At 55.4% G+C, this 21,095-nt stretch carries 24 protein-coding genes; 17 read left to right on the top strand and 7 right to left on the bottom strand.

Annotation, left to right across the window (positions count from 1 at the left end):
• Positions 1-226: 226 nt before the first annotated feature.
• Positions 227-532 (bottom strand): hypothetical protein, encoded by a 306-nt coding sequence (locus tag C7476_RS26925; RefSeq protein ID WP_114432991.1) that lies wholly within the window; start codon positions 530-532, stop codon positions 227-229.
• A 390-nt stretch (positions 533-922) separates the two neighbouring features.
• Between C7476_RS26925 and C7476_RS26920 the strand changes: the two genes are divergently transcribed.
• The 12 genes from C7476_RS26920 (at position 923) to dhaK (ending at position 11,256) form a co-directional block, all read left to right on the top strand.
• Positions 923-2,248: an ABC transporter substrate-binding protein gene (locus C7476_RS26920; RefSeq protein ID WP_114432990.1), complete on the top strand. Its 1,326-nt coding sequence runs from the start codon at positions 923-925 to the stop codon at positions 2,246-2,248.
• Between the two features lie 104 nt (positions 2,249-2,352).
• Complete coding sequence (locus C7476_RS26915; protein ID WP_181872634.1) at positions 2,353-3,312, top strand: carbohydrate ABC transporter permease; 960 nt, start codon at positions 2,353-2,355, stop codon at positions 3,310-3,312.
• Positions 3,309-4,256, top strand: a complete 948-nt coding sequence (locus C7476_RS26910) for a carbohydrate ABC transporter permease (protein ID WP_114432989.1) — start codon at positions 3,309-3,311, stop codon at positions 4,254-4,256. The genes C7476_RS26915 and C7476_RS26910 overlap by 4 nt, the downstream gene beginning before the upstream one ends.
• A complete protein-coding gene (locus tag C7476_RS26905; protein WP_114432988.1) occupies positions 4,253-4,459 on the top strand; it encodes a hypothetical protein in 207 nt (68 codons plus the stop codon). Before C7476_RS26910 ends, C7476_RS26905 begins: the two co-directional genes overlap by 4 nt.
• A 3-nt stretch (positions 4,460-4,462) precedes the next feature.
• Positions 4,463-5,560: an ABC transporter ATP-binding protein gene (locus C7476_RS26900; RefSeq protein ID WP_114432987.1), complete on the top strand. Its 1,098-nt coding sequence runs from the start codon at positions 4,463-4,465 to the stop codon at positions 5,558-5,560.
• Complete coding sequence (locus C7476_RS26895) at positions 5,553-6,560, top strand: ABC transporter ATP-binding protein (RefSeq protein ID WP_114432986.1); 1,008 nt, start codon at positions 5,553-5,555, stop codon at positions 6,558-6,560. The genes C7476_RS26900 and C7476_RS26895 overlap by 8 nt, the downstream gene beginning before the upstream one ends.
• A 64-nt stretch (positions 6,561-6,624) precedes the next feature.
• Positions 6,625-8,304, top strand: coding sequence for a dihydroxyacetone kinase subunit DhaK (locus C7476_RS26890; protein ID WP_114432985.1), 1,680 nt, complete (start codon positions 6,625-6,627; stop codon positions 8,302-8,304).
• Entirely contained in the window at positions 8,261-8,908 is a 648-nt protein-coding gene (gene dhaL / locus C7476_RS26885; protein ID WP_114432984.1) for a dihydroxyacetone kinase subunit DhaL, read from the top strand. Before C7476_RS26890 ends, dhaL begins: the two co-directional genes overlap by 44 nt.
• Complete coding sequence (dhaM, locus tag C7476_RS26880) at positions 8,905-9,306, top strand: dihydroxyacetone kinase phosphoryl donor subunit DhaM (RefSeq protein WP_114432983.1); 402 nt, start codon at positions 8,905-8,907, stop codon at positions 9,304-9,306. The genes dhaL and dhaM overlap by 4 nt, the downstream gene beginning before the upstream one ends.
• Positions 9,303-9,647 carry an HPr family phosphocarrier protein gene (locus tag C7476_RS26875; protein ID WP_114432982.1) on the top strand — a complete coding sequence of 115 codons (345 nt, stop codon included), beginning with the start codon at positions 9,303-9,305 and terminating at the stop codon, positions 9,645-9,647. Before dhaM ends, C7476_RS26875 begins: the two co-directional genes overlap by 4 nt.
• A gap of 62 nt (positions 9,648-9,709) precedes the next feature.
• On the top strand, positions 9,710-10,120 hold the full coding sequence (locus C7476_RS26870; RefSeq protein ID WP_114432981.1) for a hypothetical protein: 411 nt from the start codon (positions 9,710-9,712) through the stop codon (positions 10,118-10,120).
• A gap of 131 nt (positions 10,121-10,251) precedes the next feature.
• Complete coding sequence (gene dhaK / locus C7476_RS26865) at positions 10,252-11,256, top strand: dihydroxyacetone kinase subunit DhaK (RefSeq protein ID WP_114432980.1); 1,005 nt, start codon at positions 10,252-10,254, stop codon at positions 11,254-11,256.
• Between the two features lie 196 nt (positions 11,257-11,452).
• Here dhaK and C7476_RS26860 read toward each other — a convergent pair whose 3' ends face one another.
• The 6 genes from C7476_RS26860 to C7476_RS26840 all read right to left on the bottom strand — a co-directional run bounded on the left by C7476_RS26860 (position 11,453) and on the right by C7476_RS26840 (position 15,992).
• Positions 11,453-11,965, bottom strand: a complete 513-nt coding sequence (locus C7476_RS26860) for an isoprenylcysteine carboxylmethyltransferase family protein (protein ID WP_114432979.1) — start codon at positions 11,963-11,965, stop codon at positions 11,453-11,455.
• A gap of 17 nt (positions 11,966-11,982) precedes the next feature.
• A complete protein-coding gene (locus C7476_RS26855) occupies positions 11,983-12,183 on the bottom strand; it encodes a hypothetical protein (RefSeq protein ID WP_114432978.1) in 201 nt (66 codons plus the stop codon).
• Positions 12,184-12,196: 13 nt separating this feature from the next.
• Positions 12,197-12,514 (bottom strand): hypothetical protein, encoded by a 318-nt coding sequence (locus C7476_RS26850; RefSeq protein ID WP_114432992.1) that lies wholly within the window; start codon positions 12,512-12,514, stop codon positions 12,197-12,199.
• 1,214 nt (positions 12,515-13,728) lie between these two features.
• Positions 13,729-13,869 (bottom strand): hypothetical protein, encoded by a 141-nt coding sequence (locus tag C7476_RS28450; protein WP_181872633.1) that lies wholly within the window; start codon positions 13,867-13,869, stop codon positions 13,729-13,731.
• Between the two features lie 171 nt (positions 13,870-14,040).
• Positions 14,041-14,388, bottom strand: a complete 348-nt coding sequence (locus C7476_RS27980; RefSeq protein WP_147274751.1) for a hypothetical protein — start codon at positions 14,386-14,388, stop codon at positions 14,041-14,043.
• Between the two features lie 1,025 nt (positions 14,389-15,413).
• Positions 15,414-15,992, bottom strand: a complete 579-nt coding sequence (locus C7476_RS26840; protein ID WP_181872632.1) for a winged helix-turn-helix domain-containing protein — start codon at positions 15,990-15,992, stop codon at positions 15,414-15,416.
• A gap of 329 nt (positions 15,993-16,321) precedes the next feature.
• Here C7476_RS26840 and C7476_RS26835 point away from each other — a divergent pair, with 329 nt between their 5' ends.
• The 5 genes from C7476_RS26835 to C7476_RS27975 all read left to right on the top strand — a co-directional run.
• Positions 16,322-17,326, top strand: a complete 1,005-nt coding sequence (locus C7476_RS26835; RefSeq protein WP_114432975.1) for a LacI family DNA-binding transcriptional regulator — start codon at positions 16,322-16,324, stop codon at positions 17,324-17,326.
• A 230-nt stretch (positions 17,327-17,556) separates the two neighbouring features.
• A complete protein-coding gene (locus C7476_RS26830; protein ID WP_181872631.1) occupies positions 17,557-18,432 on the top strand; it encodes a carbohydrate ABC transporter permease in 876 nt (291 codons plus the stop codon).
• The gene (locus C7476_RS26825; protein WP_181872630.1) at positions 18,432-19,292 is read left to right on the top strand and encodes a carbohydrate ABC transporter permease; all 861 of its coding nucleotides are present in this window, start codon (positions 18,432-18,434) and stop codon (positions 19,290-19,292) included. Before C7476_RS26830 ends, C7476_RS26825 begins: the two co-directional genes overlap by 1 nt.
• A 17-nt stretch (positions 19,293-19,309) precedes the next feature.
• Positions 19,310-20,647 (top strand): sugar ABC transporter substrate-binding protein, encoded by a 1,338-nt coding sequence (locus C7476_RS26820; protein ID WP_181872629.1) that lies wholly within the window; start codon positions 19,310-19,312, stop codon positions 20,645-20,647.
• A 214-nt stretch (positions 20,648-20,861) separates the two neighbouring features.
• Positions 20,862-21,095 (top strand): hypothetical protein (locus C7476_RS27975; RefSeq protein WP_147274749.1); only part of this gene is annotated, 234 nt, incomplete at its 3' end.

The raw sequence follows: 21,095 nt of genomic DNA, 5'->3' as shown, positions 1-21,095 counted from the left end.
GAGCCAACAGACTGCGAAGAGAAGCGTGACCCGCGTGAACGATCAGGCCGCCGAAGATTAAAAAAGAGCTTGACCCAAATGCCCGATTAGAGAAGGCGGACATTAATGAATGACTGCAATTGGCCGACCTCAGCTGGTCGTCGGTAATGTCTGCTTTCAGGCGGTGGCAACACTGACTCAACGACCGAAATAGGGCGCAAAGCAGCCATCGCCTCGACGAGCGCGCTTAAATTCCTGAACCGTCGAGGTGCTTGGTGTCTTCGCCTTCCCAAGGCGGGGGCATAGAAGTACGATCCAGATTGGCGGAGGGCATCGGCATCCAGCATTTTAATTCCGGCTCGGCATATTCGACGATGCGGCCGGGTGACGAATCAGAGGCGCGCCAACCTTCGGTACCGAATTGGTCGCCATTAGACCAATAGGCAAGATCTACTTCTGCCGGCCCCTGTTCGGATGAGCGGATCGTTACAAGGATTCGACTGCCATCTTTTGGCGCGCTCGCCATTTGGCGCCAGCGGTTTGGGTCGTCCATCGTTTTCCTTTTGCATTACTATGGATTGCAAGTGTCGCCTCACCATTGAAAGGCGTCAACTCAAACTTTTTCACAGCCATCCTGCGAATGCAGCTTCACATCTATGCAACTTTTGCCGCTTGGTGGTCTGCTCGCTTGTAGACAACTACGTCGGACGTATTGGGGTGGGGTTCGACAAGCACACCGCAACACCGCTGCGCAAGCAGCAGACTCGCGACCCTGATTAAATGTCAAGTGTGCGGTGCAGCAACGATTTATGCTTGAAATGTTCAGTAAATAGGGTATTACTTAACAAAATTACTAAACACGATGGGGAAATCGTGTGGGACAAGGGAACGTAGGATCTTTTCAAAAGCGGCGCGGTGTCGCTTATGTATCTGGGAGGAATGCATGAAAACGATAAAGCAGGCCCTGCTTGGGGCGACCTCGGCGTTTGTGCTGTTCGTTGCAGCGCCGAACCTTGCACAAGCCGATGAGCTGACCTTGTGTTGGGCGGCCTGGGACCCCGCCAACGCATTGGTTGAGCTCTCGAAAGATTTTACTTCTCAAAGCGGAACGACAATGAAGTTCGAATTCGTGCCTTGGCCGAATTTCGCAGACCGCATCCTCAATGAACTCAACTCCGGCGGCAAGCTGTGCGATCTCCTCATCGGAGATAGCCAATGGCTCGGCGGCTCGGCTGAAAATGGATACTACGTGAAGCTCAACGATTTCTTCGACAAGGAAGGGATCAAGATGAGTGATTTCGCCGATGCTGCGGTCAACGCCTATGCGACATGGCCGAAAGGCACGCCGAACTATTGGGCCCTGCCAGCGATGGGCGATGCCAATGCCTGGTTCTACCGCAAGGACTGGTTTGCCCAGCCTGAAATTCAGGCTGAATTCAAAAAGAAGTATAATCGCGATCTGGCAGCCCCAACGACCTGGGACGAGTTGATACAGGTGGCCGAGTTCTTCAACGGCCGGGAAATCGACGGCAAGAAGGTCTACGGAGCCGCGATCTTCACCGAACGCGCGTCCGAAGGCATCACCATGGGCGCAACGTCGGCGCTTTATCCCTATGGCTTCAAGTATGAAAATACGCCGGGCAAATACGACATGGAGGGCGCGGTCAACTCGCCAGAAGCAGTCGCCGGGCTTGAAGCCTACAAGAAACTCTACAAATGCTGCACGCCGCCCGGATACACCGATGCCTATATGGGCGAGAGCCTCGATGCATTCAAATCCGGACAAGTGGCGATGGCGATGAACTGGTTCGCCTTCTTTCCGGGTCTCTACAAAGACGAGAAGGTCGGCGGCGACAAGATCGGGTTCTTCGTCAATCCGAAAGAGAAGGTTGCGGCATCGACACTCGGCGGACAGGGAATTTCCGTCGTTGCCAATACTGACAATATGGATGGCGCTCTCGCCTATATCAAATGGTTTGCCCAGCCGGATGTTCAGAAAAAATGGTGGTCGCTTGGCGGATACGCCGTGCACAAGACGGTGCTGAACGACCCGACATTTACGGAGAGTCAGCCATTTGCCGCGGACTTCCTCGTGGCCATGAATCAGGTTCAGGATTTCTGGCAGGAACCGTCCTATGCTATCCTTCTGCAGGCAATGCAGAAACGCCTTCACGATTACGTCGTTGCAGACAAGGGCACGGCGAAAGAGGCGCTTGATGGGCTGGTCAAGGACTGGACCGAGGTCTTCAAGGACGACGGGAAGCTTTAGAGCTCCGGCGCTTCAGATGACCCCGTGCTGAAATGACTGCCCGGATCCGAAATCGTACCGGGCAGTTCTTTCGAATGCGACGCTTTAAAACCCAGGTAAAGTCCGTGACCGATACAAGTTCCACCATTTTGGGTGAGGCTGTTGCCCGTGCTACGCCGGCGCCCATCGCTTCCAGAATTCGCGGCCTGTCCGATCGCTCCATGGCATGGCTGTTCATTACGCCCGCCATCGCTCTGCTTTTGGCCGTCAATATTTTTCCGCTCATCTGGGCGATCTATCTTTCCTTCACGAATTTCCGGGCGAACCGGCCTAATGCTGCGCTGGAAAGCGTTGGCCTCAGCAATTATAGCCGGGTGCTGAATGATCCCAATATCTGGCAAGCCATGCAGACGACGGCGCATTTCGTCTTCTGGACGATCCTGCTGCAGACGCTGATTGGATTTTCCCTCGCTTATCTGATTGACCGGAAATTTCGCGGGCACGCTTTCTGGACGACAATCATTCTGGTTCCAATGATGTTGTCTCCAGCCGTCGTCGGCAATTTCTGGCGGTTTCTCTATCAACCGCAGATTGGCCTTTTCAATCACATCGTGTCTTTTCTAACGGGTATCCCGCCGTCCTCGTTCGAAATGCTGGGTTCGGTTCGGCTTTCGCCCTGGGCGATTATCATTGTCGATACGTGGATGTGGACACCGTACGTCATGCTGATCTGCCTGGCCGGACTACGATCGATCCCCGATTATATCTACGAGGCTGCCGAGGTGGATCGCGCTTCGCTTTGGCGCCAGTTCTGGTCGATCACGCTGCCGATGGCGCTGCCTTTCATCATGCTCGCGGTACTCTTCCGCGGCATCGAGAACTTCAAGATGTTCGACATGGTGACCCTTCTCACTGGCGGTGGTCCCGGTTCCACAACGGAAGTCGCCTCCATCACGCTGAAGCGGGAGGCTTTCGAAAGCTGGCGCACCGGTCGCGCATCCGCCTTCGCCATCATTCTGTTTGTCGCGGTCTTCGGTCTTGCCAACATCTATGTGAAAGCCCTCAACAAGGTGAAACAGCGATGAGTTCTACTGCCCATTCGGTCGTCGAACCGAGCGTCACATCAAAGCGCGTCGCGGCGACGATCGTCGTCGCCTATGCGGTGATCACGATGATCCCGCTCGTATGGATCGTTCTGACCAGCTTCAAATCCCCGCCAGATTCAATCAGCTACCCCCCGAAAATTGTATTTCAGCCGACGCTGGAGGGTTATTGCAACCTGTTTACAACGCGCACCCGGCAAACCCCCGAGTATATTATTTCGCTTGGGGCTCCGACGAGTACCTGCGATGAAATCACCCGAAGCCGCAACATGGTCATCGCCGGGCCTTCGAACTACTGGCCGCGTTTCCAGAACTCGCTGGTGATCGCTTTCGGCTCGACGTTCCTCGCCGTCTCGCTTGGCACGCTCGCAGCCTACGGATTTTCGCGTTTCAAGGTTCCTCTCGCGGAAGATCTTTTATTCTTCATTCTCTCGACGCGAATGATGCCGCCCATCGCCGTCGCAATTCCCATCTATCTGATGTATCGGCAGCTTGGTCTGTCTGACACCGCGCTGGGCATGATCCTGCTCTACACGGCCGTAAACGTCTCGCTTGCCGTCTGGCTCCTGAAGGGTTTCATCGACGAAATTCCGCGCGAATACGAAGAGGCAGCCATGATCGACGGCTACACGCGCATGCAGGCCTTTTTCAAGGTCGTCCTGCCGCAGGCGACCACGGGCATCGCCGCAACGGCCATCTTCTGCCTTATCTTTGCCTGGAATGAATACGCCTTCGCGGTGCTCTTGACGTCGGGCGCAGCCCAGACTGCGCCGCCGTTCATTCCAACGATCATTGGTGAAGGCGGGCAGGACTGGCCGGCCGTTGCTGCGGGAACCACGATCTTCGTCGTGCCGATCCTGGTTTTCACGATCCTTCTGCGCAAGCAGCTGTTGCGTGGTATCACTTTTGGAGCTGTACGCAAATGACGGCGCAACCACCTGTCCCCTCGAAACAAAAACGGCCGTTCTTTCTCAGGCGCGGTCCTATGGAGAACATTGCGACTGGTCTGATCGGCCTCGGATTCCTGATGCTGTTCCAGCCCTTCCTTCTGATCTTTTACACATGGTCGCTGGTCACACTATTGGCGGGTACTGTCATGTTCATCATCGTTTCAAAGTTCCCGGAGTAGACGATGGCAGAGATCAGAATAGAAAATCTGCGTAAGGAATTTGGTGCTTTCAGCGCAGTGGAAGATTCGAGCTTCGTTGTCCGTGATGGCGAATTCCTGGCTCTGCTTGGCCCGTCAGGCTGCGGTAAGACAACGACGCTGCGGATGATTGCGGGTCTTGAGCTGCCGACCAGTGGCAAGATCTTCCTTGGCGGCGAAGATGTCACGTTCAATCGAGCCCGGGAGCGGGATATTGCCTTTGTCTTTCAGCTCTTTGCGCTTTATCCGCACATGAATGTACGCAAGAACATAGCGTTTCCACTGCTTGCGCAGGGTGTTGCCAAAGCAGAAATACGCGCGCGCGTCGAGGAGACGGCAAAGCTCCTGCAGATCGATCATATTCTCGACAGGTCGGTATCGGGACTGGCGGGCGGCGATCGTCAGCGCGTGGCGCTCGGAAGGGCAATCGTCCGGCGGCCAAAGTGCTTTCTTATGGATGAACCTCTCGGCACACTGGATGCAGAGTTTCGCGATCTGATGGTTCGGGAACTGCGGGAGCTGCATAACAGAATCCGTGCCACCACAGTCTACGTCACCCACGACCAGCTGGAGGCGATGGCAATGGCAGACAAGATCGCTGTGATGAATCACGGTATCATCGAGCAATTCGGTACGCCTCAGGAAATCTATAATCGTCCGGCGACCATGTATGTCGCTGATTTTATCGGCTCGCCGCCGATGAATTTTCTGCGGTTTACAGGCGGCCTGCAAAAGGGCGCGCGATCCGTTATCGTCGACGGCGTGGATATTTCCGTGCCGGAAATCCATCTCGACCTTGCGGAAAGCGAACTCGCGCTTGGGGTGCGGCCCGAAGATATAAGTTTCAGCGATGTATCCCCTTTGCGCGGCGCTGTCTTTGGCAGCGAGTATCACGGGACCAACCAGATCGTCGCTGTGGAGATGGGTAAAGGACTGGTCAAGGCGCGTGTACCGGCCGACCAGAAGTTCCGTATTGGCGAAACCGTGGGACTTGAACTCAACTACGACAGACTGTCTCTCTTCGACTGCAAATCGGGCAGGGCGGTTCCGTCGTCCCGCTATGCGGAGCACCATCATGGCTGAAGTCGTCCTGCAAGGCATCAATAAGAACTTCGGCGAAACCCCTGCGGTCTCCAACGTGGATCTGGTTATTGCCGACGGAGAATGTGTCGTCCTGCTTGGCCCCACCGGTGCCGGCAAGACCACTACGCTGCGCCTGATTGCCGGGCTGGAGCGCCCCGACAGCGGCCGCATCATTATTGGCGGATATGATGTGGCGAAAGAAGCGCCTGCGGGTCGCGATGTCGCGTTCGTTTTTCAGCAGTATTCGCTCTATCCGCACCTGTCGGTCTACGACAACCTGGCCTTTCCCCTGCGGTCGCCGGCACGCCGTCTCGGCAAGGATGAGATCGACAGGCGGGTGCGGGATGTTGCGCGGATGGTGCGCATCGACCACAAGCTCGAAAACCGCTCGACCCGGCTTTCGGGCGGCGAAATGCAGCGGGTCGCCATAGGCCGTGCGCTTGTACGTCGCCCGGCGATCTATCTCATGGACGAGCCGCTTTCCTCGCTGGACGCCAAGTTACGCGCCGATCTTCGGCTGGAACTCAAACGCATTCAGAAAGAGCTCGGGTCAACGCTTCTCTACGTGACGCATGACCAGATCGAAGCCATGACAATGGCCGATCGCATAGGCATTCTCACCGAGGGTCGATTGGTGCAGATTGGAACACCGCGAGAAATCTACAGCAACCCGGCGAATGTTCATGTCGCTGCACGTCTTGGACAGCCGCATATCAATCTTTTTCCGGCTAACCTTCTGCCGGACAGCAAGATCCCGGCAGGTACACGAACGATCGGGGCGCGGACCGAACATCTGGACATAACGCTAGGCGGCGATGTCAATGCGCACGTCGATTGGGTGGAGCACCTCGGAGACCAGAATCACCTGCACATACGGGTCGGCGACTGCAAGCTGATCACCTTGGCCAACCCGCGCCTCCCGGTGCAACCGGGAGATGCAATTGGCCTAGCGCTCAGAAATCCGCTGTATTTCGGTGCGGATGGAAACAGGGTGGTTTGAGGGATTACCGCGATCGAATGGTTTGTTCAACACGCGTAGAAGGCGAAAAGACTGGAAAATGCCGATGAAACATTTTTTCAACCGCAGGGAAAACATAGTCACCGAGGCGCTGGATGGTCTGTTGCTGACCAGTCGTCCCGGAATGCTGGCGCGGCTTGATAGCTATCCGGATATCAAGGTTATCCTGCGTGCGGACTGGGACAAGTCCAAGGTCGCCGTCATATCGGGTGGCGGTGCGGGTCATGAGCCTTCCCACGCCGGGTTTGTCGGAAGGGGCATGCTGACGGCCGCGGTATCGGGCGAGATTTTTGCCTCTCCCAGCGTTGATGCCGTGCTTACGGCGATCCGTGCCGTCACAGGGCCGAAAGGTTGCCTGCTCGTCGTCAAGAATTACACTGGCGACCGGCTGAATTTCGGGCTCGCCGCTGAAAGAGCGCGCTCCGAAGGCTTCAGGGTGGAGATGGTCATCGTGGCCGATGATATCGCACTTCCCGACCTTGCCCAGCCGCGTGGCGTTGCTGGTACGCTGTTCATTCACAAGATCGCCGGCTTTCTCGCCGAACGCGGCGATAGCCTTGACGATGTGGCTGCATCTGCTGCATCGGCGGCCGGAGAGATTGTGTCGCTGGGTGTCTCGCTGTCGACATGCTCGATCCCGGGCCAGGAGCAGGAACAACGCCTCGGCGCTGACGAGGGCGAACTCGGTCTTGGCATTCATGGCGAGCCGGGGGTCGAACGTATCGCGCTGCAGGAGTCCGGGAAGATCGTCGCCATCATGGCGGAGCGGCTTGCGGCGTCTCTGCCGGGGACGGGCGAGTATGCGTTGTTGATCAACAACCTTGGGGCCGTGCCGCCATTGGAAATGAGCCTCATTGCCCATGATGTTCTTGCGTCTTCGCTGGCGGATCGGGTGAAGCTGGTGATCGGCCCCTCGCCAATGATGACTGCGCTCAACATGAACGGCTTTTCGCTTTCGCTCATCCGGCTCGACGCAGAACGTGAGACGGCGCTTGCCTCTCCCGTCGACCCTCATGCGTGGGCTCCGCCGCTTCTACGGCATGGCCTGGATATTCTTCCCGCGCCGAAGGTCCCGGTTGGAGAGGCCATCGCCGCGGCGAGCCGCGATCCGTTGGCGGAAGGGTTGGTGACCGCCATGTGCCAGCGTCTGATCTCGATGGAAACCGAGCTCAATCGTCTGGATGCCCGCACTGGAGACGGCGATACGGGATCGACGGTTGCAGCCGGGGCACGAGGCGTGCTTGGCAAGATCAAATCATTGCCGCTCGCTGATAACGCGGGAACGCTTGCAGCGATCGGCGGGATTTTGGCCACCATTATGGGTGGATCTAGTGGTGTTTTGCTCTCGATCTTTTTTACGGCAGCAGCCAAGGCAATGACGGAGAAGAACAATCTGCCGGCCGCGCTGCTTGAGGGCCTCGACCGCATGACTTTTTACGGCGGAGCCAGACCGGGTGACAGAACCATGGTGGACGCGCTCGATCCGGCATTGCGAGCCTTGGCAGCAAGTGGACCCTCTGACGCTGCCCGGGCGGCAGCTGCGGGTGCCAATGCCACCATGGCGATGAGCAAAGCAAATGCGGGCCGGGCATCGTATGTGGGTGCAGGGCATCTCGCCGGTGTCGCCGATCCGGGAGCCATCGCTGTCGCTGCTGCTTTCGAGACCGCGGCCAAGGTGATCGATGGTAAAGTCGCGCGAGGGGAGACTTCCTTCGTTGCAGACTGATCGGGAACTTATGCTGGGACTGATCGAAGCCTGCCACGAGGCCATCGTGATCCATGCTGATGACCTGTGCGAGCTCGATCGGGCCATCGGCGACGGGGATCACGGGACCAACATGCGGCGTGGTTGCGAGGCAGTGTATCTCGATCGGGAACGCTTATGCAGCCTGCCGCTGTCGCAGGCGATCGAGACAATCGGGATGACGCTTGTCATGAGCGTTGGCGGCGCTTCAGGGCCGCTGTACGGGACCTTGCTGATCGAGATTGGGCGGCGGCTTGGCGCTCGGGAAAACGAGGCGCATTTCGCCACGATCCTTGGGGAGGCGGTCGATGCAGTGGCGCGGCGCGGGCGTGCTCATGCAGGCGACAAAACGTTGCTGGACGTGCTTTACCCCGTTCAGACAGAAATGGTAAGGCAATCGGCCCTGATCAATATAGCCAAAAGGGCGGAGGTATCTGCGCAACTAACAGCTGGCATGAAGGCGATGCGGGGACGTGCTTCGTTCCTTGGAGATCGTTCCATTGGCCATGTCGATCCGGGGGCATCGAGCTGTGCTCTCCTGACAACAGCCATTTGCCGCTACCTGAAGGAGTACCGTCCGGCATGAAAGGCAAAACTGCAAATGTGGGTATTGTGATCGTCTCGCACTCGCCACTCGTTGCGAAAGGCACTGCCGATATGGTGCGCCAGATGGTCGGCGATAGCGTGCCGCTTTCATGGTGCGGAGGCAATCCCGAGGGGGGTCTTGGTACCAATGCGGCGGGTATTTTTGCGGCCATAGAGGCAGCATGGTCCGATCACGGAGTTGCGGTGTTCGTTGATCTCGGCGGTGCGGAGACCAACAGTGAAATGGCAATCGAAATGCTGGGCGAATCCCGCTCCGGGATGGTCGCAATCTGCAATGCACCTATTGTCGAGGGTGCGGTCATTGCCGCTGCGGAAGCGTCCGGCGGGGCGTCACTCGCAAAGGTGGTGGCTACAGCCGAGGAACTCTCGCCCTCATGAACGACAAGCAGGATGCGAGAATACGGGAGACGGATCGCGTGACGGCGCAGCGGCAGGCGGAAATCGAAGTCGTGCACGGCACCGGATTGCATGCCCGCCCTTCCGTGATTTTCACCCGTCTTGCCAAATCCTTTCCATGCACGATCGAGATAGAGGTGAACGGTAACAGCATCTGGCTGAACGGCAAAAGCATTGTAAAGGTGATGGGAGCCAAAATCCGAAAGGGTTCGGTTCTGAAAATTCGGGCCGACGGAATTGGTGCGGCAGAAGCAATTGCCGCGTTGAAGGAACTGGTCGAACACAATTTCGACGAGGGAAAAGTCGATGGCCGAAATGTTTAGATTGCAAGGCCATTTAGGGCTCGAGTTCAACGACGCTGACCGCACGGCGGCGGCGAATTAAGATGACGCGGGAAGTCATGGAAGATCCCATTGTGGCCTACAAGACCATTCTGGCCCAGATCATCGACAATCGCCCCTCAGGAACCCGTCAGCGTCTGGCCGCGGCGCTCGGTAAACACCGGAGTTTCGTCACCCAGATTACAAGTCCGGCTTATTCCACGCCATTGCCGGCGCGGCATCTGGCGACAATTTTCAGGGTTTGTCACTTTAGTCCGACCGAGCAGGAACAGTTTGTGGCGGCCTATCATGCCGCGCATCCTGGAAAATTGCCGGACTTTGGCAGTACCGAAGGGTTGAGATCGTTGTCCCTGATGGTTCCGGATCTTGGAGACGATAAGAAAAATCGACTCGTGGATGAAGCAATCACAGACTTTGTCCAAAAGATTGCAACACTTTTGGGGAGTTCAGATTAGAGTCAGGGCCTATTAATATGATGGAAGTGGGCGCCAGAAACGGCCTCACGACCTAACCCGTTATCCTCAGGATGGCTTGATGGTAAGGTCAAGAGCCGTGCTTGAATAAGTCGATGCCAGTGGAGGGCACGATGAAAAAATTCATGAACAAGGCTGCCTCTATGGTTGCCGAAAGCCTTGAAGGCTTCGTTTCGGCCCACGACCGTCTGGTCGTGTTCGGTTCCGACCGGAAATTTGTGAGGCGGCGCCATCTTACGCCAGGAAAAGTTGCGATCATATCGGGTGGGGGAGCCGGCCATGAGCCTATGCATATCGGCTTTGTGGGACTGGGCATGCTGGATGCCGCCTGCACCGGACATATCTTTACCTCTCCGACGCCCGACCAGATTGTCGCTGCCATCGAAGAAACAGACACCGGAGCGGGATGCCTCCTGATCGTCAAGAATTATGACGGGGACTTGATGAATTTCGAAATGGCTGCGGAGGCGGTGACGGGGCGGCACCGGATCGAGACGGTTATTGTAAGCGACGACATTGCGGTGCCAGGCCCGCCGCGAAGCTCCGGCAGGAGGGGGGTTGCCGGTACACTCATCGTCGAGAAGATTCTTGGAGCGGCGGCCGAGGCTAGAATGGATCTGGCCAGATTGAAGGCGCTTGGTGACCGGTTGAACACGCGGATACGTACAATGGGGGTGGCGCTCGGTGGTGTTACCGTTCCCGACACGGCACGTTCCACCTTTGTGCTGGACCCGAACGAGATGGAGGTCGGGGTCGGGATACACGGCGAACCCGGGCTTTCCCGGCAGAAACTGGCCGATGCCGACACTATTGCCAGCATGATCTGCAATACCATCCTCGCGGATATAGAGGTGCAGAACGCAGACCGTGCGCTGGTCGTGGTAAACGGCTTCGGGGGTACTCCGACGCCAGAACTTTACCTCATTTACAACATTGTCCGCCGCCTGTTCGAAGCTAAAGGCATCAGTGTCGCGAGATCATTGGTAGGTACCTACGTGACCTCGCTCGATATGGCTGGTCTTTCTGTCACGTTGTCGTTGCTTGACGAGGAAGGGTTGCATTTCTGGGATAGTCCCGTTTCGACAGCTGCGCTGCAATGGAGCTCTGCGAAAATCTGAGTATTGCACCGGCTTTGCGACCTCGGATAGTTAACTTTTGCGCTAAGTGCTGTGCCAATCGGGTTCGGTGGCAAATCCGTTTTACCGGCATTTTCAAGGAACGTTTATCAATACGGGCCCGGTCTGTACATAGTTGGGAACCTAAGCGGTCCGGGAACTGGCTCGCGGAAAAAGTCTTGGGAACTCTATCGTACCATCAGTACTGGGGGAAGTGGACGCGCATGGCCTTTTCCTCCTGACCAATTCGAACGAAAAGCGGGATCAAATAGAGAGGCATGGCTACGGCAAGCGTCCAAAACGCATGTAGCGTGAGCGCAAATCCGATGAGCTCCGGAATGATGTTCAGGTAATAATTCGGATGCCTGATAAGACGAAACAGCAGGGATGTAACCAGTATGTGGTTTCGAGCGATGATGAGTTTGACTGTCCACTGTGGACCAAGGCTCACAATCACAACTATCAGGAATATTACGCCAACAAGGTAGATCGCCAGTCCGAGCAAAGTGACTTGGTCTATAGTGTAGTCAGAGAATGCGTATTCGGTGATCGCACACAGATAAAATGCAACATGCGCGACAGCCAGAATGCTTGAGTCGGTCTTGCCAATTTCCGTGCCGCCGGCAGCTTTCAATTTCCGCTCATTGCTGATCGAAATGAGAAGCGTCGCCACCCGAAATATAACAGCAAGAGTGATAAACAGAACAAGCATCGCAGCCTCTTGCTCGTTCAAAGCCGGTTCGTTCTGATCGTCGAATCATCGCATTGGACAGCTGGTCTATAAACGACATCAGGTCTTTCTCCAAGCGTGTGATAGTCGATTGGCAAGACGGTTGCCGCGATACAGGGAGCGGCCTGAATAAGCACTTCTTCAGCTGCGGCCGGCGCGATCGCCTCAGGCTCAACGATCTGGTCTGCGACGTTCGTCATTGATTGATCGAGCCTAGCGCGCAATTGCGCGCTGTGCGTCGATGAGTGCAGCATGGCAAAGGTGTGTGTCACCAGCCTCGTCTGCCGAGCGCGCGCGGGCGAGTGCCTCCACGGCTTGTTCGCCCTGCGCACCTTCACCGGCTTCCGCCTCCGCACGTGCGATCGACTGGGGTGTAGGTTCGTGATGGAGCCCCGCAGATTGACTCTCGGGAAGTGTAGGGCCAGAGCCGGCCGTCGCTTCCAGTATAGTATCGACCTGGATCTGGACGGCTTCGATCTCCTTGGTGCAGGGACCTGCGCGTGCGGTTGTAACAAGCCCTACCGTGAACATCGCTTGGACACCGAAAACGATTGCGAAAACGCAAGCCCGGCATCGTGGTGTGCATTTCGCTTCGGATGCGGGACGGTGTGCTTCATAGGCACACGCCGCAACAGCAATTCGCGTTTGTGTGAGACCGCCCAAAACTTCGATCCTCCTGCAGAGGTCCCTGAAGCACAACGCTCGCAGAGAACTGTCGTGTGTAAGAAATGTTGGAGCGGTAGCGGCTATGAGGGGTGATGTTGCTCGAACGGCTCTTGCCCATCCCGTCAGCGGATACCGAAGACATTTCGTGCTGAGTAGGGTGGTCGAGTAAAGGACTGATCCGCATGGCCACCATTCATGCGAGTGCCGTTTTATCTGACAGTAGCCAGACGGCGATGGTTGCTCCATCATACACACGCGCGGGTGAATAATGCGCTGGTTTGACTAAGTCATACTTTGGTTTGACATTGATGGAGAACCAAAACCGAAGGGTGACGCCAGAGCGGACATACGACCAAACTTCTCCATAAATACCTTCGACCAGCTTTTCGTGACCTCAACGACTCCGCCGAACGTCGCGACGGGATCTCCCTTATCCGTCGGGTAAATGCTCTTTCCGGCTGGGAGCGACACGCCTTACACGGTGAAGTAGAAGTGACCAAATTTTTCCGTCAACCGTGTCGCGGATTTGGAGCGAAGACCGCTCATCAAAGATTCGATCGCGTTCGTTGAAGGGCTCGCCCGGAAAATACAGATGGGTTGTCAAGACGCTTCCGCCTGGCTTTTGGACTTTCAGTTGGTAATGGAGTTTGCGCCCCCGGATAGAGCGATGGAATCATGGTCGAAAACCGCCAGCGGACACTCTCATCGGTGAACCGATGACCACGCAACCTATTCGCAAGGCTTTGGCGCTTCATGGACGACCGGATTATGTCACGATTGACGACAGTCAGACCAATCGGATGGCGATGTCTGCCTGAAGAGTGAAGACGGCGCTGCCGGATTGTTTTTGTTCGCACGCGTCGCGATCTGATCTAACACTCAGGATTTGGAAGGCAGCTGTCCAGCTTCGCTGCAACCGGATCATTGGTGGACCATTCCGCGCGAATTGCTACAACGCCAGTTCGCTCCTATCTGGAATCGAGCTGGCATTCATCATGTACAAAAGGGATTGCCATTATTGCTTCGCATCGAGCCCTGGCGCTTGGGCCAAGGAAAGGCTGGCGCAGGCGAGAATGAATTCAACTGGGCAAGGCTCTGTATATCCAGTCGAAGCCAACTGCGAGAGCGATCGAACCAATAACGGCCGCAGCAAGAATGATCTCGGCCAAATCGATGTGTGGCATATGGTCGTGAAGAGGGCGATTGATGAATTTAGGCATTTGAGCCTCCATTGAAAGTGCATTTAGGCATATCGGCCTGAACAAAAAAGCTCATCCCGAGTCGCCCGCAGAAAGGATGGTGGCCGTGTCATCCGGACCTATCCACTCTTGGCGTTCGGCTCCGTGATCCCAGTCGCTCCGGGCGCACGGAACCGAAGAGCCTGCAATGATTTACTGGCAATATTCGTAGTAGAATGGGGAGTTCCAGCGGAACGGATACTCGCAGGAATAGTATGGACCCCAGTAATTGTCGTCATGAGGAAAGCGCCTGAAGTGATCCCTGTGGTCGGCAAAACGGCTGTGGTCCATGGCCAGCCCATGAGCGCTGTTGACAATGCCACCACGACCAAAAACGCCACCACCGCGGACACCGCCGATGTCGCCGCGATCACCGGCAAAGCCATGACCACCGGCAAAGCCATGACCACCGCCGCCATGAGCCATCGATTCAGTTGCTGAGCCGACCGCTACCATTGCACCAAGAGCGGTTACTATTAGAATTGTTGCTGATCTTCTCATAATTCACTCCTTGAAAGCTTCTAGGTTGAAGCTAACCTAATATAGATGCAGCAAGTCGTTCGGAGTATTATACCTTGGTTTATTCGTTTATGACCTGTGGTTGCGAGTCCTTGAGGGCCGGGTTTTTCTGATCATACGGCAGTATATTATGTCACGGTACTTTCACATAAACGTTATCGATTTGCGTTCCCCGAGAAAACATTACAGCACTTTACGGCCGGTCCTCGGACGTAGCTTTATTCTTCTCGCGTCGGTCTTTCGAATCTTTCATTTCTGATGCGGTGCGATCCCGCCGTACCAGGAATTGAAGGCTTCTCGACTGTCAGCGGCTCCGGTCAGTTTTGAGCTTCATAAACCTAAGTATGAATCGGCCAAACCAACGCGTTAGTCGCCTGCACCTTAATATCATGGAGTATTCAAGAGCGCTCTGTAACACTGCAGGCAGAATAGAAGCTGCACGGGGATGATGTCCTGACTACTCGACCATCCGATTCCCCGGGACAAGGATTTGATGCTATGGAGAAGCTGGATGCAATTTGGCTCATGCTGTTCCTAGTCGGTTCGGCCGCCATCGTGACGCTGACATTTGCGACCGGCGATATATTCGCCCTGTACTAAGCTGATCGTAGATTGCTGTCTGATACAGACGGAGAGCGGGAACCGCGGGCGATGGAGTGCCTGCGTCTAGCTGAAATTCCGGAGAATTGAGAACGCATATCGTGTCAAAAAGACGGGTAACCACTCCGACTGGAGAACGGCCGCCTCCTCTTTAAGGAACCTATGACGGACGAAGGCCAAATCAGGGCGGATTTATCCCGGTCTCAGCCGTCTTTGCGGTACCGGTGAGCACCGTAACCAGTCGCCTTACGTGCGCCCGGATCATGCTGGCCGAGAAGACATTCGGGATAGAGAGAGGCAGGTTGATAAGAAAGGGGCAGCAGGCCGGTTTCAGCACGATCGCCGGGGGAATTGTCGGCAAGCTCATTCAGACATGAGGCGTGGCAGCGAAATTCCGGCGCTGAGGGCTAGTTCGTTTTGCCCGCACCCGATTGAACCGTCAGCCAATGCGCAGATAGTTCGCCGGCCATTATATCAGGCCGCTGGCCCTGCAGCGTCGCCAGAGCGCTACGCAACAGTTGAACACCTAATTGCACCTGTCCTTCTGCAAAGATCAGCGCATCCGCTGGCTGCGCATCGGATAGGCGCGGCAGGCGTAAATCTGGCCAGTCGACGGAGCCAAGTGAATTCATCAGGCTAACCTTCGCAACAAAACAATACCCCCGTCCAGGAACACTCATTATGTAACGGGGTCCTGTCTTCGAGTCCCCCAACGCTTTTCTCAGACTTGCGATGTGCACGCGCAAATTCGTGTCCTCCACCACAACGTTGGGCCATGCGCGATTGATTAATTGTTTGTGGGAAACGACTTCGCCCGGTCGCTCGACCAGGGCCATCAATATTTCGAGCGCGCGGCTACTGATGGAAATCGGCGTCCCGTTTTGCTGAAGTAGCCTCTGCTGCACGGAAAGTTGGAATGGACCAAAAACGAAAACGTTGTCTGCCGAACCGCTTTTAGACGAATTGATGGCAGAATTGGGCGTCATTGCTCCGGTCTCCTTTTTCTTCGCAAAAGCGGTTCGCATTCACGGCAGGGCATCAACAGGTCGCCTTTGGGCGGGCTGCCAGGACTGCAGTCGAGACTGTCCCGCAGGGATTTTGCTTCGAGGTGCTACCTTTTCTGTCACGTCTCTTGCAATAGAGTGCGACGTCTCAGGTGGCGCTAATAGATTGCTCAATCTGCATAATGATACGAACGACTTCGAACTTGCAGAAACAACCCTAACATAACAAAACCGGTTGCGCAATCTATTGCGCTAAATACGCAAGTTTGATAGGTAGATTCCAGCAATGTTGCTAGGCAGGCGCAAGGTAAATGGCGAGAAAACGCGTTACGTTACAGGACCTTGCCGACGCACTCGGCATTTCGAAATTTTCGGTTTCGAGAGCCCTGTCCGGCAAACCAGGCGTCGGGGAAGGCACACGGCGAAGAGTGGAAGACGCGGCCAGGGAGATGGGCTATCCCCTTGTGACCGAGCAGGCGCAAAACCGAGGACAGATTTGGTTTCTGCGCCAGGAGATTGACCGTGTGAGCACGGAGCTGTGGTCAAACATCCTCCTTGGGGCGGAACAGGAAGCCGAGGCCTATGGCTTTACCGTCATTCCAAAGCAGGCCCATAGCCTCTTCGACGGGCCGATAGATGAGGCCGTAGTAGGGTTGATCCTTGCCGTACCCTACCCCGAGGAGCTCTCCGGGATCGCGAGCCAATCCAACCTTCCGGTGGTTTGCTCAGGATACGCCGCTCCGCTGGAGCATATAGATCAAGTCTCGGGTACAGACTGGGAAGCTGGTATTACGATAGCGCGCTACCTGGCGACGCTAGGGCATCGCAAGTTCGCATTCGTCCATGGAGACGCAAGGTTGTTAGGACGGGCCGAAAGATTTCGGGGATTGTGCGACGGAGCAAAGGAATTTGACGGAACTGTAGATGATCTTGTCTTTGATGAACAAGCGGGGCTGCGCAAGCCGCTACTTGACTATATGGATGCGGGCGGCAAACCGTCCGCACTATTTTGTGCTCATGACGGCATAGCCGTGAGTGTCATATCAGAACTGGCCCTGCTTGGAATTCGTGTACCTGAAGATGTTTCGGTGGTTGGCTTCAATGATTTCATATCGGCCTCGCAAGTTGCGCCCCGCTTGACGACAATACGAACACCTCATGTCGAATGGGGAGCAGCAATGACCCGTTGCATTGTTGACAGGGTATCGAATCCCCGCTTTCGAGCCGTCCCTCCTTTACGCATAAATCTTGTGCCGGAACTGATCATACGTGAGTCCACAGGGCCGGCTTCGCTGCTGCCGTGGCAGCGAAAATAAAAGGTGGCTCCAGCCCTGCCAGAGTGATTCCACCTGATCACAATTAATAAGAAGACACTCCAAAATTAATCGGCGAAACTATGTCTCACATCTTATGGCGGGCAAGATAGCCCGACTGCGAGCGGCCGCGTGGCAGCCAAGGGCGTGAGGGGGCGGGTATGAGGCACCATGATCGACACCACGGGAGCGCCATTTCGGCTTCCAATACGGGTTTCCGGGGACGGAATTACTTGGCGCAAATTGCCAAATTAGCTGACTTTTGGTTCATTCCGTTAACTATATTTCCAACCGTAGCCCTTAGCTCCGCAGTATTTGGTTTTCCGCTATTGCTGTCATTGATCATGAGCTTCGCTGCCTGGTCAATCGACGAACCCGTGTTGGCAGCTGACTTTGTGGGCCTGCGCAACTATCGTGACCTGTTTGCAGATCCGGTCTTCGTCGCAAGCCTTTGCCTGACGCTTGGCTATACTGCTGCAACAGTCTGCCTCGAAATTCTGGTTGGTCTAGCAATCGCTATGCTTCTCAATCAAGATCTTCCATACATCCGCTTCTTTCGAATAGCGTTGATCGTCCCGATGATGGTTACTCCTATCGTCGCTGCGCTTTGCTGGAAGCTCCTTCTCGATCCTACCTATGGCCTTGTCGACTATCTCGTGGGCTCGCCAATTATCTGGCTCGGAGACCCGACGCTCGCGCTCATCACAGTGGGCGGCGTGAGCGTGTGGCAGAATGCGCCGTTCGTAGCCCTTCTTCTTTTGGCAGGCCTGCAGTCCTTGCCGAAAGAGGTCGTGGAAGCGGCAACGATTGATGGCGCAACAAAGATCGCACTGTTCCGCCATGTAACTTTGCCGCTCTTATCGCCCTACTTGCTCGTGGCGTTGCTCCTACGAACGATCTTTGAGTTCAGGGCCTTTGATAACGTCTACGTAATGACGGCAGGCGGGCCAGCCAACGCGACGTTGGTGCTTTCTATTTATGTGTACCAAACCTCCTTCTTCAGCTTCGATCTCACGCTGGCTTCAGCCGCGTCATGGGTCATGCTCCTGATCGTACTCACGGTCTGCCTGATTTTGATCGCAACTATGCGTCGAAAGGAGCCCGACTAATGATTTCCTCGCCGCGCCTGTCCTGCAAGACCGGATTTTATTACGTCTTTTTGTACGGCTCGCTGATCTGCTTTCTTGTGATCTTCATGCTGCCACTGCTATGGGTCCTTGGACTATCGCTGAAAACGAGGGAGCAAATCTTCACGACACCTCCACTTTTCCTATGGCGGCCGACTCTGGAGAACTACTTCACGGTCCTCTCTGAGAAGAACTTTCTGATTTCCTTCTGGAACAGCTTTTTAGTAACAACTTCGACAGTCCTCGTATCTTTGTTTGCTGGCATACCTGCAGCCTACACCATTGCCCGGTACCGCTTTCCCGGGCGCAAACTCATCTTCTTCTCGCTTCTGGTCATGCGCATGCTGCCGCCGATCGCGGCGCTTTTGCCACTCTATGTGATGTTCAGTTTTGGGGGATTGATCAACACGAGGATAAGCCTCGTCCTGGCCTATACGACATTCAGTCTTCCTATCATCGTTTGGGTTACGCGTGACTTCTTCAAAACTGTTCCCCGGGATCTCGAGGAAGCTGCCTATATGGATGGTGCTTCTCGCACTGGCGCTTTCCTCAGGGTTGCCCTGCCTTTGGCGAAACCCGGGATCACGACCGCGGCCATCTTGTCGATGCTTCTCGCGTGGAATGACTTCATTTTCGCAGCGATTCTTACCAACAATGCAACGCGAACAGCACCCGTTCTCCTGAGCACTTATGCGGGTAGCGAGACAGGGACAGATTGGGGCGCCATCGCAGCGTCTGGTATTTTGGTGCTTCTGCCGGTGATTGTATTCTCGCTCATTGCCCAAAGACACCTTGTTTCTGGTCTGTCGTCAGGTTCGATAAATGATGCTAGGGTCGCGTAACGGTGATGGAGGAAACCATGTCCCGGAAGAGGAAGGCAGGCCTGATCAGTCGACGCACGCTGCTCGGATCGGCTTTGGCCGGCATCAATCTTGCCGCGCTCGGCTCTCCAAGGACGGCCCGCGCCGCGCTGGGCGACAAGCCAGCCAAGCTCGTTGTCCTAGGTGATAACGCGCCCTGGAAAGGCACAATCCTGCAGGACGCGATCCCCGCCTTTAAAAAAGATACGGGTATCGATGTCGAGTATGTGCAGTTACCGTTGGATGCGCTTGTCATACGATGTCGAGCTGAAATGTCGGGTCAAGGACCCACGAGCTTCGATATCGTGCAGATGGGTTCCTCGATGGTTGGATGGATGCACCCCTATGTCGATGATCATAATCATTTGCTGGCATCCGCTGGCGGAAAATACGCATCTGATTTCGACATGGATGATTTTGCCCCGCGAACACTCGACGCAGTGTCCGTCGATGGTAAACTATGCGGTATACCCTATCGAGCAACTGTATACATACTCCACTATCAAAAGGAATTGCTCGAGGCGGCAGGCTTTTCGAGTGCGCCCTCTACATTCGCCGAATTTCAGTCCGCTGCCGATGCTCTGACAAGGACAGGTGCACCTTTTCGGTACGGTGTTGGAACATGTGCACGGCAAGGGCCGGCAATTAGCAATCACTTTTGTCCGTTCCTGTTATCTTCTGGCGGTTCGTTCTACGATCTGAAAACGAGGAAGATCATGATCGACACCGAAGAATCCATCGGTGCATTGGAGTATTATGGCAACTTGATGACAAAGCGCAGGGTCATGGCTCCAGAGGCGGTAACGTGGGAATGGGACGAGATCATCGCGAACGGGCAGAATGATCGTTACGCCATGGCTATCACGCTGAATGCCTCAGGCACTCCACTCAACAAGTCAAAGGCCTCCAAAACAGCCGGACGATGGGGTTGGGCTGTCGTGCCTGGCGCGCAGAGAGCTGAAGAGAGCAAGAGTCCATTTTTCGTATGGTCGTTCGCTGTTCCATCAGCATCAAAAAACAAGGGATGGGCTTTCGAATTCATTCAACACATTACGAGCAGGGAATGGGCCCGGCGTTCAATGGAAAAGGGAAATGCCTCCGCTCGCCTCTCGGTATTGAACGATCCGGAGATCGTCGAAGCATATGGCTGGACAGCAGCGGCCGCCGAGCAGATGAAGACCGCCGAGCCCAACCCGAATGACGCCAATTGGGCCTCACTCGAGCTTGATCTCCGCACGGGCATCTCAAGCACGCTGCAAGGTCAAACGACAGCCAGAGATGCGTTGCAGACCGTCGCTGACAGTTGGAGGCGCAAATTCAATCGCATTAGGTTATGATCTGGCGTCGACAGCTACTGGCGCCGAAGTTCGTTCATCCCAAAATAACCGTTTGATCGCATATTCCGAAGAGCTCACCCGGCTTAACTGCGCTAACGCCGCTGCGAGAGCACCGCTGATGACGCCAACATCGCCTTAACAATTATTAACATCTCGAAACTTTCCTTTCTTCGTCAACGGGCATTTCCTTGCAACGAAACGGTCGAAGGGGTTGATGATGTCCGCGAACGAGACAAGAACAGCGGTTGTGACACAGGATCTCGGACCAGCCATCGTTCAGCGGCTGGCAGCTGACCGTTTCAATATTATCATCAATTCTGCGTGCCAATCAAAGTTCTTGCGACCCGCTGCAGCACTCATTGCTACAGCGGTTTTCCTGCTGGACGCATTGACATCCTTGGACATTGCCATTGCGGTGCTCTACGTGCTCGTAGTCTTGCTATCGCTC

It is taken from the genome of Phyllobacterium bourgognense (assembly GCF_003337575.1).
In the GTDB taxonomy this organism is placed as follows: domain Bacteria; phylum Pseudomonadota; class Alphaproteobacteria; order Rhizobiales; family Rhizobiaceae; genus Phyllobacterium; species Phyllobacterium bourgognense.
This window is presented reverse-complemented; position numbering and strand designations above follow the sequence as displayed.

Bases quoted from the DNA above. Each gene is read 5' to 3' on its own strand.
- C7476_RS28450 (WP_181872633.1), bottom strand. From the start codon at position 13,869: ATGCCTAAATTCATCAATCGCCCTCTTCACGACCATATGCCACACATC.
- C7476_RS26855 (WP_114432978.1), bottom strand. From the start codon at position 12,183: ATGACGAACGTCGCAGACCAGATCGTTGAGCCTGAGGCGATCGCGCCG.
- C7476_RS26890 (WP_114432985.1), top strand. From the start codon at position 6,625: ATGAAACATTTTTTCAACCGCAGGGAAAACATAGTCACCGAGGCGCTG.
- C7476_RS26900 (WP_114432987.1), top strand. From the start codon at position 4,463: ATGGCAGAGATCAGAATAGAAAATCTGCGTAAGGAATTTGGTGCTTTC.
- C7476_RS26825 (WP_181872630.1), top strand. From the start codon at position 18,432: ATGATTTCCTCGCCGCGCCTGTCCTGCAAGACCGGATTTTATTACGTC.
- C7476_RS26905 (WP_114432988.1), top strand. From the start codon at position 4,253: ATGACGGCGCAACCACCTGTCCCCTCGAAACAAAAACGGCCGTTCTTT.
- dhaK (WP_114432980.1), top strand. From the start codon at position 10,252: ATGAAAAAATTCATGAACAAGGCTGCCTCTATGGTTGCCGAAAGCCTT.
- C7476_RS26835 (WP_114432975.1), top strand. From the start codon at position 16,322: ATGGCGAGAAAACGCGTTACGTTACAGGACCTTGCCGACGCACTCGGC.
- C7476_RS26870 (WP_114432981.1), top strand. From the start codon at position 9,710: ATGACGCGGGAAGTCATGGAAGATCCCATTGTGGCCTACAAGACCATT.
- C7476_RS26875 (WP_114432982.1), top strand. From the start codon at position 9,303: ATGAACGACAAGCAGGATGCGAGAATACGGGAGACGGATCGCGTGACG.
- C7476_RS26910 (WP_114432989.1), top strand. From the start codon at position 3,309: ATGAGTTCTACTGCCCATTCGGTCGTCGAACCGAGCGTCACATCAAAG.
- C7476_RS26820 (WP_181872629.1), top strand. From the start codon at position 19,310: ATGTCCCGGAAGAGGAAGGCAGGCCTGATCAGTCGACGCACGCTGCTC.
- C7476_RS26925 (WP_114432991.1), bottom strand. From the start codon at position 532: ATGGACGACCCAAACCGCTGGCGCCAAATGGCGAGCGCGCCAAAAGAT.
- dhaL (WP_114432984.1), top strand. From the start codon at position 8,261: ATGGTAAAGTCGCGCGAGGGGAGACTTCCTTCGTTGCAGACTGATCGG.
- C7476_RS26850 (WP_114432992.1), bottom strand. From the start codon at position 12,514: ATGTTCACGGTAGGGCTTGTTACAACCGCACGCGCAGGTCCCTGCACC.
- C7476_RS26840 (WP_181872632.1), bottom strand. From the start codon at position 15,992: ATGACGCCCAATTCTGCCATCAATTCGTCTAAAAGCGGTTCGGCAGAC.
- dhaM (WP_114432983.1), top strand. From the start codon at position 8,905: ATGAAAGGCAAAACTGCAAATGTGGGTATTGTGATCGTCTCGCACTCG.
- C7476_RS26860 (WP_114432979.1), bottom strand. From the start codon at position 11,965: ATGCTTGTTCTGTTTATCACTCTTGCTGTTATATTTCGGGTGGCGACG.
- C7476_RS27980 (WP_147274751.1), bottom strand. From the start codon at position 14,388: ATGAGAAGATCAGCAACAATTCTAATAGTAACCGCTCTTGGTGCAATG.
- C7476_RS26895 (WP_114432986.1), top strand. From the start codon at position 5,553: ATGGCTGAAGTCGTCCTGCAAGGCATCAATAAGAACTTCGGCGAAACC.
- C7476_RS26920 (WP_114432990.1), top strand. From the start codon at position 923: ATGAAAACGATAAAGCAGGCCCTGCTTGGGGCGACCTCGGCGTTTGTG.